Origin of the sequence: Arcicella gelida (assembly GCF_034931025.1) — a bacterium.
Taxonomy (GTDB): domain Bacteria; phylum Bacteroidota; class Bacteroidia; order Cytophagales; family Spirosomataceae; genus Arcicella; species Arcicella gelida.
On record NZ_JAYGIL010000015.1, the window covers coordinates 132,528 to 148,089 of the forward strand.

10 protein-coding genes are annotated in these 15,562 nt (G+C 36.0%); 4 read left to right on the top strand and 6 right to left on the bottom strand.

From position 1 onward, the window contains the following. Positions 1-24: 24 nt before the first annotated feature. The 3 genes from VB776_RS13655 to VB776_RS13665 form a co-directional block, all read right to left on the bottom strand. Positions 25-3,645: a SusC/RagA family TonB-linked outer membrane protein gene (locus VB776_RS13655; RefSeq protein ID WP_323697255.1), complete on the bottom strand. Its 3,621-nt coding sequence runs from the start codon at positions 3,643-3,645 to the stop codon at positions 25-27. 240 nt (positions 3,646-3,885) lie between these two features. Beyond that, on the bottom strand, positions 3,886-4,923 hold the full coding sequence (locus tag VB776_RS13660) for a FecR family protein (protein ID WP_323697257.1): 1,038 nt from the start codon (positions 4,921-4,923) through the stop codon (positions 3,886-3,888). Between the two features lie 100 nt (positions 4,924-5,023). Further along, a complete protein-coding gene (locus VB776_RS13665) occupies positions 5,024-5,617 on the bottom strand; it encodes an RNA polymerase sigma-70 factor (protein ID WP_323697258.1) in 594 nt (197 codons plus the stop codon). A gap of 578 nt (positions 5,618-6,195) precedes the next feature. On the opposite strand from VB776_RS13665, the gene VB776_RS13670 reads away from it, so the two are divergent. Together VB776_RS13670 and VB776_RS13675 are read left to right on the top strand one after the other, a co-directional pair. Then, positions 6,196-7,365 carry a pyridoxal phosphate-dependent aminotransferase gene (locus tag VB776_RS13670; RefSeq protein WP_323697260.1) on the top strand — a complete coding sequence of 390 codons (1,170 nt, stop codon included), beginning with the start codon at positions 6,196-6,198 and terminating at the stop codon, positions 7,363-7,365. Then, positions 7,362-9,296: a DsbA family protein gene (locus VB776_RS13675; protein ID WP_323697262.1), complete on the top strand. Its 1,935-nt coding sequence runs from the start codon at positions 7,362-7,364 to the stop codon at positions 9,294-9,296. The genes VB776_RS13670 and VB776_RS13675 overlap by 4 nt, the downstream gene beginning before the upstream one ends. Positions 9,297-9,588: 292 nt before the next feature. On the opposite strand, the gene VB776_RS13680 is transcribed toward VB776_RS13675, so the two are convergent. The 3 genes from VB776_RS13680 to VB776_RS13690 form a co-directional block, all read right to left on the bottom strand. Then, complete coding sequence (locus tag VB776_RS13680; RefSeq protein WP_323697263.1) at positions 9,589-10,959, bottom strand: chloride channel protein; 1,371 nt, start codon at positions 10,957-10,959, stop codon at positions 9,589-9,591. Between the two features lie 142 nt (positions 10,960-11,101). Next, the gene (locus VB776_RS13685; RefSeq protein ID WP_323697264.1) at positions 11,102-11,494 is read right to left on the bottom strand and encodes a DUF1398 domain-containing protein; all 393 of its coding nucleotides are present in this window, start codon (positions 11,492-11,494) and stop codon (positions 11,102-11,104) included. Positions 11,495-11,561: 67 nt separating this feature from the next. Next, positions 11,562-12,332, bottom strand: coding sequence for a helix-turn-helix domain-containing protein (locus VB776_RS13690; RefSeq protein ID WP_323697266.1), 771 nt, complete (start codon positions 12,330-12,332; stop codon positions 11,562-11,564). Between the two features lie 370 nt (positions 12,333-12,702). On the opposite strand from VB776_RS13690, the gene VB776_RS13695 reads away from it, so the two are divergent. Beyond that, on the top strand, positions 12,703-13,797 hold the full coding sequence (locus tag VB776_RS13695; protein ID WP_323697268.1) for a plastocyanin/azurin family copper-binding protein: 1,095 nt from the start codon (positions 12,703-12,705) through the stop codon (positions 13,795-13,797). After that, the gene (locus VB776_RS13700; RefSeq protein ID WP_323697269.1) at positions 13,794-15,311 is read left to right on the top strand and encodes a DUF7133 domain-containing protein; all 1,518 of its coding nucleotides are present in this window, start codon (positions 13,794-13,796) and stop codon (positions 15,309-15,311) included. Before VB776_RS13695 ends, VB776_RS13700 begins: the two co-directional genes overlap by 4 nt. The last annotated feature ends 251 nt before the right edge of the window (positions 15,312-15,562 follow it).

Consider the following 15,562-nt stretch of genomic DNA (forward strand, 5'->3'; position numbering starts at 1 on the left):
TTGATTATAAATTGCTTTCTTTACTTAAAAAGTAATGTTAACACCAAAAGTATAAGAACGGCTTCTAGGGAAAGATGAATAATCTACGCCAGGTGTTAAGCCAGAATAACTACTTCTGGTAGTACTTACTTCTGGGTCATAACCAGAGTATTTCGTCCATAAGTAAAGGTTGTTACCTGTTACATAGACTCTAAATTGTGACATACCAAGTTTAGAAATCCAGCTTTTAGGTAAAGAGTAACCAATGTTTAAGTTGTTCAAACGAATGAAAGAACCATCCTCAACAGCCCAGTCGCTGATTAATGTTTGCGAATCGCTAAAACCTAGAGGCGACCAAATGTTTTTATTCGCATTCAATTCAGCTAATTGCGTTAGGTCGGTTACGATTTCTCCCGGAGTACCAGTATATTTCCCGTCAACGTCTAAATAAGTAAAGCGATTTTCAAGACTCATGGCATCAGTAAGGTTTCCATAAGTAACACGACGGAATTGGTTGTACTGAATTTTACCAGTGTTATATACATCATTTCCATACGACCAGTTAAAGAAAATCGAAGCGTCTAATCCTTTATAACGACCATTAAAGCCGAATCCACCTTGTGCTTTTGGAAGTGTATTTCCGATAACCTTGCGGTCAAGGCTATTTACTACGCCATCGCCATTAATATCTTTTAGTTTGATAAAGCCCGGTCTGATAGCCGAATTTCCTGTGATTGAAGTAGAGTTAATCACTCCTTCTTTTAGGATATACCTTCTAGCGGTAGCATCGTAGCTTGCGAAATCATTGGTTGAGTAATATCCATCTGTAACATAACCATAAATATCACCCAAAGTACCACCAACTTTTACGTAGAAATCGTCTTGGTCACGTAAATCAGTACTTGCCCAGTTTGATTGAAAGAAACGTTCCGTCGTTCCATCAAGTGCTTCTACTTTAGCTCTGTTCATCCCGAAGTTGAAATTTGCAGAGAAAGAAACATCAGATTTATCAATGAAATAACCTGTCAAAGATAATTCAACTCCTTTGTTTGAAGTACTACCCACATTGTTCCATTGTCTGGTAAAACCTGAACTTGAAGGAATGGCAGATTGAAGTAATAAATCTTTCGTTACGTTTTGGTACAAATCAATACTTCCGACTAAGCGTTGTTTGAAGAAAGCGAAATCTAAACCAAGGTTTTTATTAATAGTTGTTTCCCAAACCAAATTAGGGTTATATAAAGTAGTGCCAGTTGGAGCATAATAAACATTATCTACATTGCCAAAGCCTGGTCCACGAAGTGTTGTAGCTTCAAACAAGAACTTTGTTGCAGTAGCATCAATACGATCGTTACCAGTAGCACCATAACTTGCACGAAGTTTCAATTCATCTAAAGCGGTGATGTTTTTGAAGAGTTTCGTTTCAGAGATTTTCCAACCCAAAGCCAAAGCAGGGAATAAACCTACACGGTTTTCAGCACTGAATTTACTTGAAGCATCTGCTCTGAAAGTAATAGCAGCCAAGTAACGATCTTTGAATTGATAATTGATACGACCAAAACCAGAAACACGATTCACGTTAGTAACTTCAGCAGTAGATTGGCGGTCGGTACGTCCGAATGACATATTGGCAAAAAGCTCTTCTGGTGTAATAGATGCTCTAAAATCTTCAGTACGAATAAAGCTTTGATTACCTCCCAAAGAATATACTTCGTGTCCTAGCAAGAAATCCAATTTGTGTTTTCCTAAACCAGACATTTGATAACCCAATGTATTTAACCAACGGAAAGAATCTACTTCATTGACGGTTTTCTCACCGATTGGTAAGCTACTTCCGTTATTGAAAGATTCTCCAGTTAATGGGCCATAATAACGTAAGTTTTTATCGAATGATTTTGAACCTGTAATCGTCGATTTTAAATTAAGGTCTTTAAGAATTGCCCAACTTAAACCAGCGTTGAAAACATAGTCTTGTGTAGTTCTTTTACGCCAGTCTTGCGATACTAATTTTTTAGGACTAACAAGTGCCAAAAGAAAAGAAGCAAAATCATCATCCGTTCCAGCACTGCTTAAATCAATGTCTAATTCATCAGCAATACCGTTTGTTGGTCTTGTTTGAACAGCATCTTTAATATTAAGTTGTGCAGTACCAGATGTTCCAGCACCATCAATGATGGTATTCGTAACACGAGCAGAAGCATCAAATTTCAATTTTTTAGTAATTGTTTGATTGATTTTGAAGTTGATAACATTACGATTATAACCCGAACCAGTAAGTAATCCTTGGTCAGTATTGTTGGTCAAACTTAAGCTCATTGTTGTGTTTTCGTTACCACCACTAATACTTAAATTATGTGATTGAGTGGTACGTGGAGAACCGAAAAGTTCGTCTTGCCAATTTGTTCCTTTTTTGTTTTGGTACAAATCGTAGTCACCATATTTTCCAAAAAACTTCTCCATGTTGTTCACATCGGCATTCGTTTTTAGTTTAGCTCTTTCATAGTTTACTAAAACGTATTCGTACGGAGAAAGTACTTTATAGGCCCTGTCAGAAGGTAATGTTTTGAACTGCATAAAACCGTTATAAGAAACAGTAGTACGACCCGGACGAGGTTTTTTCGTGGTAATTACCACAACACCATTGGATGCTTGAGCTCCATAAATTGCCGTAGCGGCAGCATCTTTCAAAACGTTGATGCTTTCAATATCCGAAGGTGGTACATCTTTGATGCTGTTTACAATAAAACCATCTACCACATACAAAGGTGAATTATCTTGTGTAAGTGAACCACCTCCACGTACACGAATCACCACATCCGCATCTGGAGAACCATCTGTCGTTACTACACTTACACCTGCCATTCTACCCGTCATCGCTTGTGCAGCACTGGTGATAGGAATGTTTTTTAAATCTCTAGCCGACATACTTGCTACTGAACCAGTATTGTCGGTTTTCTTTACCAAACCGTAACCATCACTTACTACGGCTACTTCTTCGAGCATACTATTATCTGGTGCAAGTGATACATTGATTTCTGTACGACCATCAACGCTTACTTCTTGTGTTTTCATCCCGATGAACGAGAAAACTAAAGTAGCACCTTTGGCTACCGAAATACTATATTTTCCACTAACGTCTGTTGTTGTTCCAGCGGTAGTTCCTTTAACTTTTACTGTTACGCCCGGAAGTGTTTCACCTGTTTCTGAATCCACCACTTTACCTTTAACAGTAACGTCGGCGGTGATACTGGGCATGGACGTTTCAATCGTTGAGGAGGGAAGTACTATTTTTTCCTCAACAGCAGACATCGGTGTTAATATGATGGCATTATGCACAACTTTATAGCCGATATTAAGCGGAGGCAAGAAACGGCTCAATACATTTTTCAGGCTTTCGTTGTTAGCCGTCAAAGTAAGATTCGTTGCTTGTGAAATACTGTTTTTGGAACTAAAAACAAAAGGTACTCCCGATTCCTTCTCCAGTTCTTTGAGTACACCTTTGATTGTGCTGTTTTTTATAGAAACAGTCACGGTTTTGGCTAAAACTTCTTGTGCTTTGGCTTCTTTGGCATACGATGCCACCATGAAAGCTACAGCAATGGCCAACTGAATGACAGTCATCCTCATGATTTTGAAAAATGTTGTCTTAATAAATTGTTTTTCCATAAATTTGCTTTGTACGATTTTGTGTTTGAAATCTACATTACTCTTAAATCACCTAGGAAATGATTGGGGGTAATTTTTGGGCTTGGGTGCTGGTAACACTTCAAGCCCTCTTTTTTTATTTGAAATTGTATTGGTTGATAATAAAATACTTGGTTAAATTTCTGCTAAACAGGATGTTGCTTTTTAGCGTTTTGAATTAAAATTCTTCACTCATAATTCACAATTCATAACTCATAACTACTACAAACAGCCTTCGCCAATAATCGTAATTTCATTGCCTTCTATTTGATAAGTAGCATTGATAGAACTACAAATAATATCCATCATCACGGGTAAACGCTGGTTGGTGAAATTGGCGAAAAGGGTACATTTACGAATATTCATGTTGGGAGTACGGATGGTCATACCATATTCTACTTCCAGTCGGGTTAATACCTTATCAAGTGCTACTTCATCAAAACTGATGCTGATTGGCTCCCAAAGCTGGCGGTGTTTACTTTTTTCAAGAGTTAAATCATGCGTTTCTAAAGTATTCTCTTCTTTCTGAATTACTACTTGTTGTTGTGGCGTAATGATTACCTGATTGAAACGTTCGCTATTTTCAGGGTCTTGGTATTTTACTTTTACTTTTCCCGTTACCACCGAAACCTCATATTTTGCATCTTTTGAAGATGCCACCACATTGAAACTTGTTCCCAACACCACTACATTCAGACCTTTGTTTTTCACATAAAAAGGCTGTTCTTTATTCGGTTTTACATCGAAAAAAGCTTCTCCTTCTAAATACACATCTCTGGTTGCCGCATTTTTTACAATCTTGTACAAAATGGTGGTTGAAGGATTTAACCAAACCTTACTTCCATCGGGCAGAGCTAATTCATGAATTGCTTTACTAGTATTGGTGAATGATTGCCACAACGAACGTTCTTTTTGTGAAACTTCTTTGAAGCCAACCGTTTCCTGTAGGTTACTTTCTTTTTGCGGCTGCCAAAACCAGCCTAACAATACCAGGAAACTGGCTGCAATACCAGTAATAGCCCAACGAATTACTTTGCGATTAAACAAAGGAATTACGGATGTTTCTAATGCTTCGCTGTTGAGGTTTTGTTGTAATGTTTCCCAAACCCTTTCTTCAGGTTCTGTATGCTCTTCAACTCCGTCTTGATTGTCGTCGAAGGCATTGTACCAATCCAACAGTTTTTTGATTTCATCAGGAGTATATTTTTGCTTGAGCGAATTGATGATTTCATCATCATCCTTGAATTCACCTTGAATCATGTTAGTTGCTATTTTTTATCAATAAAATACTATTTACTCCTTAACTTACTTGTCGGTTAAGGAAAACAGTTCCACTACTTGAATATGATTATTTTTGAAATTAATTTTCAAAAAGGAAGAAAAAGAGAGGAAAAAGGGCGTTTGGACTAATAAATTCAGCCATACGAGACTTCAATAAGCGTAAAGCTTTGGCAATGTGGTTTTCGACAGTATTTTCAGAAATGCCTAATTGGATTGCAATTTCTTTTTGAGAAAGCCCAGCTCTACTCAACAAAAATACTTCTCGGCATTTTTCGGGTAATACTGTAAGATTTTCTTGATACAGCCGCATAGCATCGGCATAGAGGATGTTTTCTTCGGTAATGTTGGAGCTTTGATTGATGTGTAATTGATAATCCAGAAAATTTTGTTTTACCGTATGATGGTCGAGTGCATCTAAAACTCTGTACTTTACACTTCTCATAAGATAGTTTGGCAGTGAATCAATCTGTATTTTTTGACGATTCAGCCACAAATTCAAAAACAAATCATGGATAATATCCTCTGTTTGTTGATTATCGTAAAGTCTGCGTTTAGCTAAAGCGTAGAGTTTTTGGAAGTATCTTCTGTAAATTTCCTCAAAAGCAGTCTCATTGTCTTCTAGCAAAAGACCCAGTAATTCCGTATCGCTTGAAGCTTTGAGTGGTCTGTACATAAGAAAAGTAATAATTAATATTAAAAAAATTATTTTCAAAAGTAGGAGTAAGCAATTACAATATCCAATGTTTTGGCTTAATTTTTTACGCAATCGTTCCCGACAACGTTTTCACAAAGCTATTTTGAACGATTTTCAGGAATGATTAACAGGAAGTATCAAGATTATCTAGTTTTTTAAAGTATAATCAACGCCTAAAATGAATTTATAGAAACATAATTTTGCTTTAATAAACGCTCAATAGTCTTTGCTCATCTTTGTAATTAAAGCCATCCCAAACTGATAAATTATCGGAATGAACATTGATTATTGGTATCGAATTTTAAACCTTAACGTATGGGTTATTGAAGATACCCAAATGGGAAAAAACGCTTATACGATGAAAATCGAAAAGCTTAGTATGAACAAATGATAATTTCTAAAAGAAAAGTGAATATAAAATTGTAAATTCTACATTTATTCAACATATTTAGCATCCAAACAATTTACCAAGCATAAAAAACATTGTTTTTGAATGCTTTTATCAAAGCTCAATTAAGAAAATAAACCCATAAATTAACCGCCAACCACAACATTCAATGTTTGATAGTCGCTCTGTCAATTTAGAAATTTTAAAACAACGTGCCTACAATTTAAGATGGGCAACAGTACCACAGGGAGTAATTCCATTGACGGCCGCCGACCCTGATTTTCCGAGTGCTCCAGAAATTGCAGAGTCAATCACTCGTTTTGTGAAAGATCGCTACTTATGTTATGGCCCTCCTGACGGTTTGCCTGATTTTAAAGAAAGTGTTGCTAATTTTTTCATAAACAAGAGAAATATCCCCGCTAAGCCAGCTTATATTTTTCCAGTTGATAGTGCAGCTTTTGGAATTTATGTGGTTTGTCAGGCTTTTTTAGAACCAAATGATGAAGCAATCATTTTTGATCCAGTCGATTTTCTATTCAGATATTCTATAGAATCGGTGGGAGGAAAGGCTGTTTCTTTTGCCATTCCAGCAGGAACAGACATAGTAGATTTTGAAGCATTAGAAAAACTAATTACGCCTAAAACTCGATTGATTTGCTTGTGTAATCCGCTTAATCCAACAGGAAAAGTATTTACCAAAGCAGAATTACTCCAACTTGGAAACATCGCTTGTAAACATAATTTAACGATTTTGTCGGATGAAATCTGGAGTGATATTATTTATGCACCACATACTTATACCAGCATTGCCTCATTAGATGAAGCCATTCGTGAACGCACTGTTACTGTAACAGGTTATAGCAAATCGTATGGTTTGGCGGGTTTACGCATTGGTTCGGTGATGGCATCTAATCAAGAAACTTTTGATAAATTAATAAAAGTATCATTACATCAATCTACTGTACATGGAGCAAACGTATTAGGACAGATAGCCGCCACTACCGCCCTCAACGAATGTGACTATTGGTTACAAGCTTTTGTAGCACATTTAAACGAAATGCAACAGCTTTGTGTTACTGAACTTAACAGCATGAAAGGTGTAAGCTGTATTGCTCCTGAAGGCTGCTACGTGGCTTTTGCCAATATCGTAGGAACAGGAAAGTCCAGCAAAGAAGTACATGAACTATTATTGAATGAAGCCAAAGTAGCCGTAGTGCCTGGATTAAAAGAATGGTTCGGAGCAGGTGCAGATGGCTATATTCGCTTGAGTTTTGCTACTTCAAATGAAATCCTTACACAAGCACTTTCACAAATTAAAACAGTAATCAACACATTATGAAAGTAGTAATTATTGGCGGTGGCGTCGCAGGCTTAACACTGGGACTATTACTCAAGAAAAATAATATTGAAGTTGTTGTAAACGAAAAATTCAAGGAAATGACCACCCGTGGGCATGCGTTTTTAATGCACATTGATGGTTGGTCTATCTTAAATGAATTAAATGCTAATACAGAAATTCGTCTTCCAGGCGAAGAAATAGGTGCTTTTAGCTTGAACAGACAAGATGGAAAACAAGTGAAAAGGCAAAAACTAAATCTTTGGCGTTGTATCAAACGAAAAGATTTAGTACAGTTTTTATATGATTTATTCCCGAAAGAGCAACTCAAAACAGGTAGAAGCTTTTCACATTTTATCTACGAAAATGGTAAAGCTATCGCTGCCCAATTTACCAATGGTGAAATAGAATACGGAGATGTGTTTGTTGGTGCTGATGGTGGAAATTCTGCCGTACGTGAAGCTATTTTGGGTGCTGTTACTTATACGCCTATCGAAGTAAAAGAAGTAGTAGGGATTTGTACGAACGAAAAATTAGGTGCTTCGCATCAAAATATATTTACAAAATATCAAAGCTGTACTCGTGGACTAAGTTTCGGAATGATTCCTGTTTCTGAAAAAGACTTTGTTTGGTTTATGCAGTACAGTGTAGCTGAGGCAGATTGCAACCAAGGCTGTTCTCCAGAAGAATTAAAAGCTTTCTGTAATTATCAATTGGCGGATTTCCCACCAGTAGTTACTGAGTTATTGCAAACCAATGATTTCAGTACAAGCTATATCTGGAATACTCGTGACTTTGGATTATTACCTAAATTTCATGCAGACAATGTGGTTTTAATAGGTGATGCAGCCCATTTGGCTTTACCTTTTACTAGTGCTGGAACGACCAATGCAATTTTAGATGCTAAAAAATTGACTGAAAAGTTATTGTCTTTAGATAATGTTGAAGAAGCTTTTGAGGCATATTATGACGAACGTCAAGACGATATTAAAAAGCATATTTATTTAGGAAGAGAACTAAAAGAATTGTTTTTGAATCCACTCAGTGTGGATGGCGATAAAATGGTTGTGCCTTTAATCTCAAAAAGAGAAGACAAAGATGCACATACCGAAAAGCTGATTGATATACAGTATTTTACGGACCCAATTTGTTCTACTTGTTGGGTTGTTCAGCCTTTGTTGCGAAAGCTGAAATTAGAATATGGTGCTTATATCAAGATTGATTATAGAATGGGAGGTTTATTGCCTTCTTGGGATGAGTACGAGCGAGGACCTATCACAAAACCTTCCGATGTAGCACCACATTGGGAAGAAGTTTGTATGATTCACGGAATTCCGTTGGATGGTGATATTTGGATTGAAGACCCACTGCCTTCTTCATATCCGCCTTCAATAGCTTTCAAAGCAGCTCAAATGCAAGATGCGGATTTAGCATTATTGTTTTTGAGAAGAATTAAAGAAATGCTTTTCCTTGAGAAAATCAATATTGTGGATATGGCATATCTTGAAAAAGCTGCTTTTGATGTTGGTTTAGACTCAGCTCGTTTTGTTCATGATTATGAAAATAAAGCACAAGAAGCTTTCAGAGAAGATTTGACTTTAGCTCAAAATATGCAAGTAGGTGTGTTACCAACATTGATTTTTACTAATCTCGAAAACGAACAAATTATCAGTAAGGATTATCAAGAATATGAGTATTTAGAAGAAATTATTCATAAACTGGTTCCAAAAGCTCAGAAAAGGACTTTCAATACTGATCCAATTTTCTTGTTTACCAATTTCTCGACGATGACCAGCAAAGAATTTTCTTTCTTGAGTAGCAGAGATATGGAAGAAACCAATGATATTTTGGCAGATTTATTCGATAAAGGTTTTATTGATAAGTACGAAAGTAAAAACGGAATTATTTGGAAGAGTAAATTGGCGAATTATTAAGTATTTTTTGGATTAAAATTGTGAGTTAATACCAAAACTAATAGACAAATTCTCTGTAGCGGTAACCCTTGCGGTTACCGTTTCGTTTATATAAAAACGGTAACCGCAAGGGGTTACCGCTTCTATAAAATATTTCGAGAGCTTATTAGATACATCTTACACGCCAAACTGTGTAAGATGATGGTCAAGATGTTTAGTAAACATATTAAAAAGAACGACTGAATTAATTGTTTTAACATTCATGAAGTATCTCCTTAAAATAGAAGTATTTAACAAAATTTTCAGAGAATACTTATTCCTTCGTAACGTCTTGCTGTTTCTCACTTTTATGGATTTCTTCGATGTACTGCATTTTTAAATAATCATAAAAAGTATGTTTACTCATCAGATTTGAAATTAAACTAGCTAAGAGTGTAGTGAGCATTAAATAAAAGATAATATTATGGCTGTTGGTCATTTCTATCACTAAGATAGATGAAGTAAAAGGACTGCGTGTAACGCCCGTTAAAAAGCCACCCATTCCACACAATATCATTAAATTAGTTTCTGTTGATGATAAATGTAGCCAACCTGACATCACAGCACCAATACTTGCACCAGCACTCAGGGCAGGAGCGAAAACTCCTCCAGAACCACCTACTGAAAAAGAAACTATTGGTCCAATAATTCGTAAAATAGGCATATACCACTCCAAATGTTTATCGTTGGAAAACAAAGAACTAATCATTATTTCTTTTCCAGAACCAAAGATTCTGCTATCAAAAAAGTAACCCATCGAAGCAATAATAAGCCCGCATATTATGATATAAATTACTTTTTGGTAGTTGTGTTGTAGGGCATTCTTTTTTCCGAAAACATATAAAATAATATTACTCATTCCACAACCCGAAAAGCCCGTAATCAGTGCAAGTGGTATAATTGAGGCGATAATCCAAATAGAAATATTATCTAAAGCAGGATAGCCCAAATAGAGGTAAGGCCCTAAGAAGTGCAAGGCAGTAAGCCCTGCAATAATTACGCCCGTTAATAATGCAGATTTAAAAAGACTAAAATGTGTTTTTGTGAGTTCTTCTATTGCAAAAACAATTCCTCCCAAAGGCGTATTAAATGCAGCAGCAAGCCCAGAGGCAGCTCCCGTTACTATCATATTTCTCTTTGATATTTTAGGATACCAGTCTGGTAGTATGTCATTGATTATTTTGAAAATGGAAGCAGAAATTTGAATTGTGGGTCCTTCTCGTCCTACAACTCCACCGCCCAAGACCATAATGAGGCTCGATAATATTTTAATGAAAATGACTTTGAAACTAAGTAAGCTGTCAACTTTATAATAGTGTTTAGGATTAGCTAATTCAATAGCAGCACTTACTTGTGGAATACCACTTCCTCTGGAAAAAGGAGCAAATTTTATCACCAACCACCAAGCTACCCAAAAACAAACAGGAGTAAGAATAAAGAAAGACCAGTTGGCAAGGTGAAACAAATAATGAGTTGCAGTTTCAGCTATTGAAAATAGCTTTGCATAAAGCACCGCCATAATTCCTGTTATAAATGCTCCTAACCAAAATGGCAGAGCATTCAAAATATCCCGTTGTAGTTTTTTGTTTTGAATAGCGTCAAACTTAATTTTAAGCTGCTGCCTTAGTTTAGCTAATATTTTCATATCTTTTTATTTTAATGATAAAGCTATAAAGGTGTAAATTTATAGCTTTTAAAAAGAACGTTTGAGTATAAGCATACTTATGTAAGTATAATATTAGCTTTACTATGAAAGTTCATAAAAATAGATTCGAAGATAAAAGGTATTAAGCACTAGGAATTTGTTCTACAACCATTTCCATACCTTTTTTATCGTAATAAATACACGTCATTTCTAGCATATCAACTTTCCATTTTTCAACACCTGCTTCGGCTGATTGTTTACAGAAAGTAAAGTAATCGGTTTCGCCAGCTTGATGAATCTTTAAAGCATATTTCAGCTTTTCCACATTGCCTTCTTCTGTTATTACTAATGAATCGTACTTCGCTTCCGATTCAATTTGAAAATTATTTTTTCCAACATATTTTGTATGTCCGTCGCACACATACTGTTCGTAGCTTGTTAAACCTAAAACAATAAGGTTTTGAATATACTGCGGAAAATCTGCACCGCTTTTCACTCTTGAGTGAATCTCTTTGATTTGATTAATTGTAAACATGTCTTTTTGTGTTTAAATGTGATACAAATTTGGGAGATTTACTTGGCTTGAAATTGTAAAAAATCGTTTACTTGTCGTTCTTCTTCATAAATTTTTCAGGTGTTTCTCCTGTGAAATGTTTGAAGTCTTTGATAAAATGCGCTTGGTCGAAATAGTTGTTTTCAAAACAAATTTCAGTCAGTGATTTTACTTGGTTCAGGCTATCAAGTACGGCATGAAACCTAACAATTGACGCAAATTTTTTAGGAGAAGTACCAACTACTTGTCGGAATCGTTTCTCAAATGGACTTTGACTGATACAAAGCAAATTTGCCAATTCTTTGATTTTAACATTTCCTTTATGATGATAAATGTATTGAATAGCTTTGATGACGAGCTGGTCATCTTTCTTTTCAATAATATGAGCAAGTAAAAATTGTTCAACAAGATAAATTCTGTGTTCATCGCTTTGGACAAAGCTTAGGGCTTCTTCCACTTTTTCTAAATCATATTGATTCATAAAATGCTCAAGCGAAACACTTTCCGCAAATAATTCATTGATAGGTGTTTTCAGAAAATAAGATGCACCAATTTCATTAAAAAAGACCAACACAGAACCAATATTAGGATTACTCTTAAAAACTCTGAAACCATCTTGCAAACCTGTAATACCCGTACTTGCTAATTTATTTTCTCCGTCTTGAGAAAGATACGCCAAACTACCTTTATACTGAAAGCCCATCACAAGCCCAGTAGAAGGAAAAACCTTATAAGTTTGTTCTTCAGAAGCCTCCGAAATGACCAAATGTTTGATATAAGGTTTTAGCAAAGCAGAGGGAAGAATCTTTTCAAATTTCATGCTGTAGCAATAGTGAAATAAATAATAGTTAGTGATTGTCTTTTAAACCATTAGATTTTACAAAGAGTATTCTTTATGTGTAAAAGCTGTTTGAATTTTAATTTTTCAGTATAAAATGGTGTCCTTAAAGCTCCAGAGAAAAGAGACTTTGGCTCAATATATTTCCCAACATTCCTATCAGTGGGTGAATTAATTCACCCACTAATAGGAATGTTTAAACAGCTTACATAAAGTTATTACAAAATATTAAAAGCCTTAGCCAATTAACAAACTAAGACTAAAACCTACAATACATGAAGAGAAATTCCGCTATCATGCTTAATTTACGAATTGAAATTTACTTGAATATACAATTTCCTCTGCTTCAGAAATGCTAAAAGATATAAAAATGATGCGTTTAAGCGTACTTTGTGCCTTTTTGTTGATAAGTCTGCAAGGCTTTTCACAAAAAGATACAACCATTACTGTTAAAATTTTAGGTGGATTACAGTTTGATTTACCTCGTTTGGCGGTTCAACCCAATACTCGTCTGACGATTATTTTGGATAATCACGACGACATGGCTCACAATATGGTCATAACAAAACCCAATGCCCGACTAAAAGTAGTAGAAGAAGCCATGAAATTGGGCGACAAAGGGGCAACGATGGATTATGTTCCCAACTCTCCTTTGATTATTGCCAATACCAAAATCCTTGAACCGGGCAGAATAGATACCATTACTTTTACTTTAGAAAAAGAAGGAATTTATCCTTATGTCTGTACTTATCCCGGGCATGGTTTTGTGATGTACGGAGCAATTTATGCTACTAACAAAGCATTGCCTCCTTTAGAAAAAGATATAAACGTACCCGAAGGTCAACGACAAAAAACAGCAGTAGTTATCAGTCACGAAGGGCATCATACAGCACCGCCTTCGCCACATCCATTTCCATTAAAATACCCTTTGTTGTATCGTACTTTTATGCCTGACTGTGGACCAGCAGCCATTGCTGTAGCTTTTAACGAAACGGAATCTTATTGCTTTGATGCAGGTAAATGTTATGTAAGATACGCTTGGTCGGGTGGATTTGTGGATAACTCAGAACAATGGAAAGGCAACGGAAGTAAATTAACAAAAGTAGTTGGTGAAGTATATTGGCGAGATAAAACTGGTTTTCCTTTCAGAATTGGCAATGTAAAAAACATTCCAACCGTTGATTTTAAAGGTTATCAACTCAACAAAAGATTGCCAACTTTTAAATATTTGTTAGATAAAGTAGAAGTAACCGAAACGATTCGTTTGAGTGCCGACGGCAAGACTTTGATGAGAGATTTTACTTTTAAGAACAATAAACAAAAGCTTTATTTTTTAGTCAATACCGACGATGGCATCGTGTATCAAAGCAAATTAGGCAAATTCAATAATGGCGTACTCAGTATTCCTGCTAATGTTCAACGTCTTAGTATTTCCATGAAAAGATGAAAAATAACCATAATCTTCACAACAAAAGAACTTTTACCTCAGCATTAGGCTGTTTGTTGGCTTTATTGTTTTTTAATGCAAGCCTAAATGCACAAACTATTACGCCAAAAGATTCTGCGGCAAATTATTATGAAGTAGAAAACATTACTTTGCCCGACGGTTTGGTTGCTGAAACTGGAGCAATCGGTTTTATGCCTGACGGACGTTTTGTAGCCTGTTTTCACCGTGGCGAAGTAATGATGTACAACCAGAAAACCAAACAATGGAAAATGTTTGCCGAAGGTTTACACGAACCTTTGGGCATGATGGTGATTAATAATCATGAAATTTTAATCATGCAACGTCCTGAACTTACTCGTGTAAAAGATACCGATGGCGATGGCGTAGCCGATGTTTATCAAACCGTAACGGACGATTTTGGAATGTCGGGTAATTACCATGAATTTGCCTTCGGTCCAATTGCCGATAAACAAGGAAACCTTTTTATTGCTTTGAATTTAGCCTCAAACGGTGCAGGAATCAGAAATGAAATTCGGGGAAAATATGATTCACTTTCTCGTCCGGGACGAATGTACTCTTGCGTGCCTTATCGTGGTTGGATTATGAAATTAGGCAAAGATGGCATTTTAAAACCCTTTGCCGTAGGTTTTCGCTCGCCAAATGGTTTGGGTTTTGATGCACAAGGACGATTATTCGTTTCTGATAATCAAGGCGACTGGTTAGGAACAAGTAAATTGTATCATGTAGAAGAAGGGAAGTTTTACGGACATCCTGCTGGCTTGATTTGGAAAGAAGATTTTCCAAGAGTCGTTCCCATTAAATTGCCCGTTGCTCAATTAGACAGTATGCGAACCAAAGAATCCATTCAGTTTCCGCATGGATATTTTGCTAATTCGCCCACACAACCCGTTTTGGAAAATACAGGAGGAAAATTTGGGATGTTTGGCGGACAAATGTTGATTGGCGACATGGATCATAAGTACGTTATTCGACTATTGATGGAAGAAGTAGGCGGTGCGATGCAAGGAGCTTGTATTCCTTTAAATTTTGGTTCAAAAATGCGAATCGGGAATAATCGTCTGGCTTTTGCTCCCGACGGAAGTTTATGGGTTGGACAAAACGACCACGGTTGGGTTGGAGCAAGAGGTATTCAACGCATTACTTGGAAAGGCAAAAAGCATTTGGATATTATGGCAATGAAACTAACCAAAACAGGTTTTGATTTAACCTTCTCTTTGCCACTCGACCCAGCCAAAGCACAAGATTTACTCAATTATAAATTCCGTCGTTTTTATTATGAATATCATCAAGCCTATGGTTCAAAGCAATTTGATGTAAAAGACATTCCAGTACAATCCATCAAACTTTCAGCCGACGGCAAAACCGTTTCTTTAACCTTAGCAGAATTAAAAGCAGGATATGTCTATGAACTAAAAACAGGCGATATAGAAAGTACAGATGGCAAATACCTTTTCAATAATTTGATTTGCTATACTTTGAATCAGTTGAGGTAGTTATTGGGAAAGGATGGTGAAAGATTAAAATCCAAAGGATTTAAAGATTTATAGAAAATCAAAAAAACGAAAACCTTTGTTCGACCCCGAAGGGGTCATACATTCTCATCGTCTTATTTTTCTATAAATCTTTAGGCTTCCCTTTAATCTTGTAAATATTTAATAATCAATATATTACCAATAAAATAACCCCGGGAAAGTGTCAATACTGGCAATTTTCGGGGTTTTTCTGTATTTTGTTTCTGCTAAAA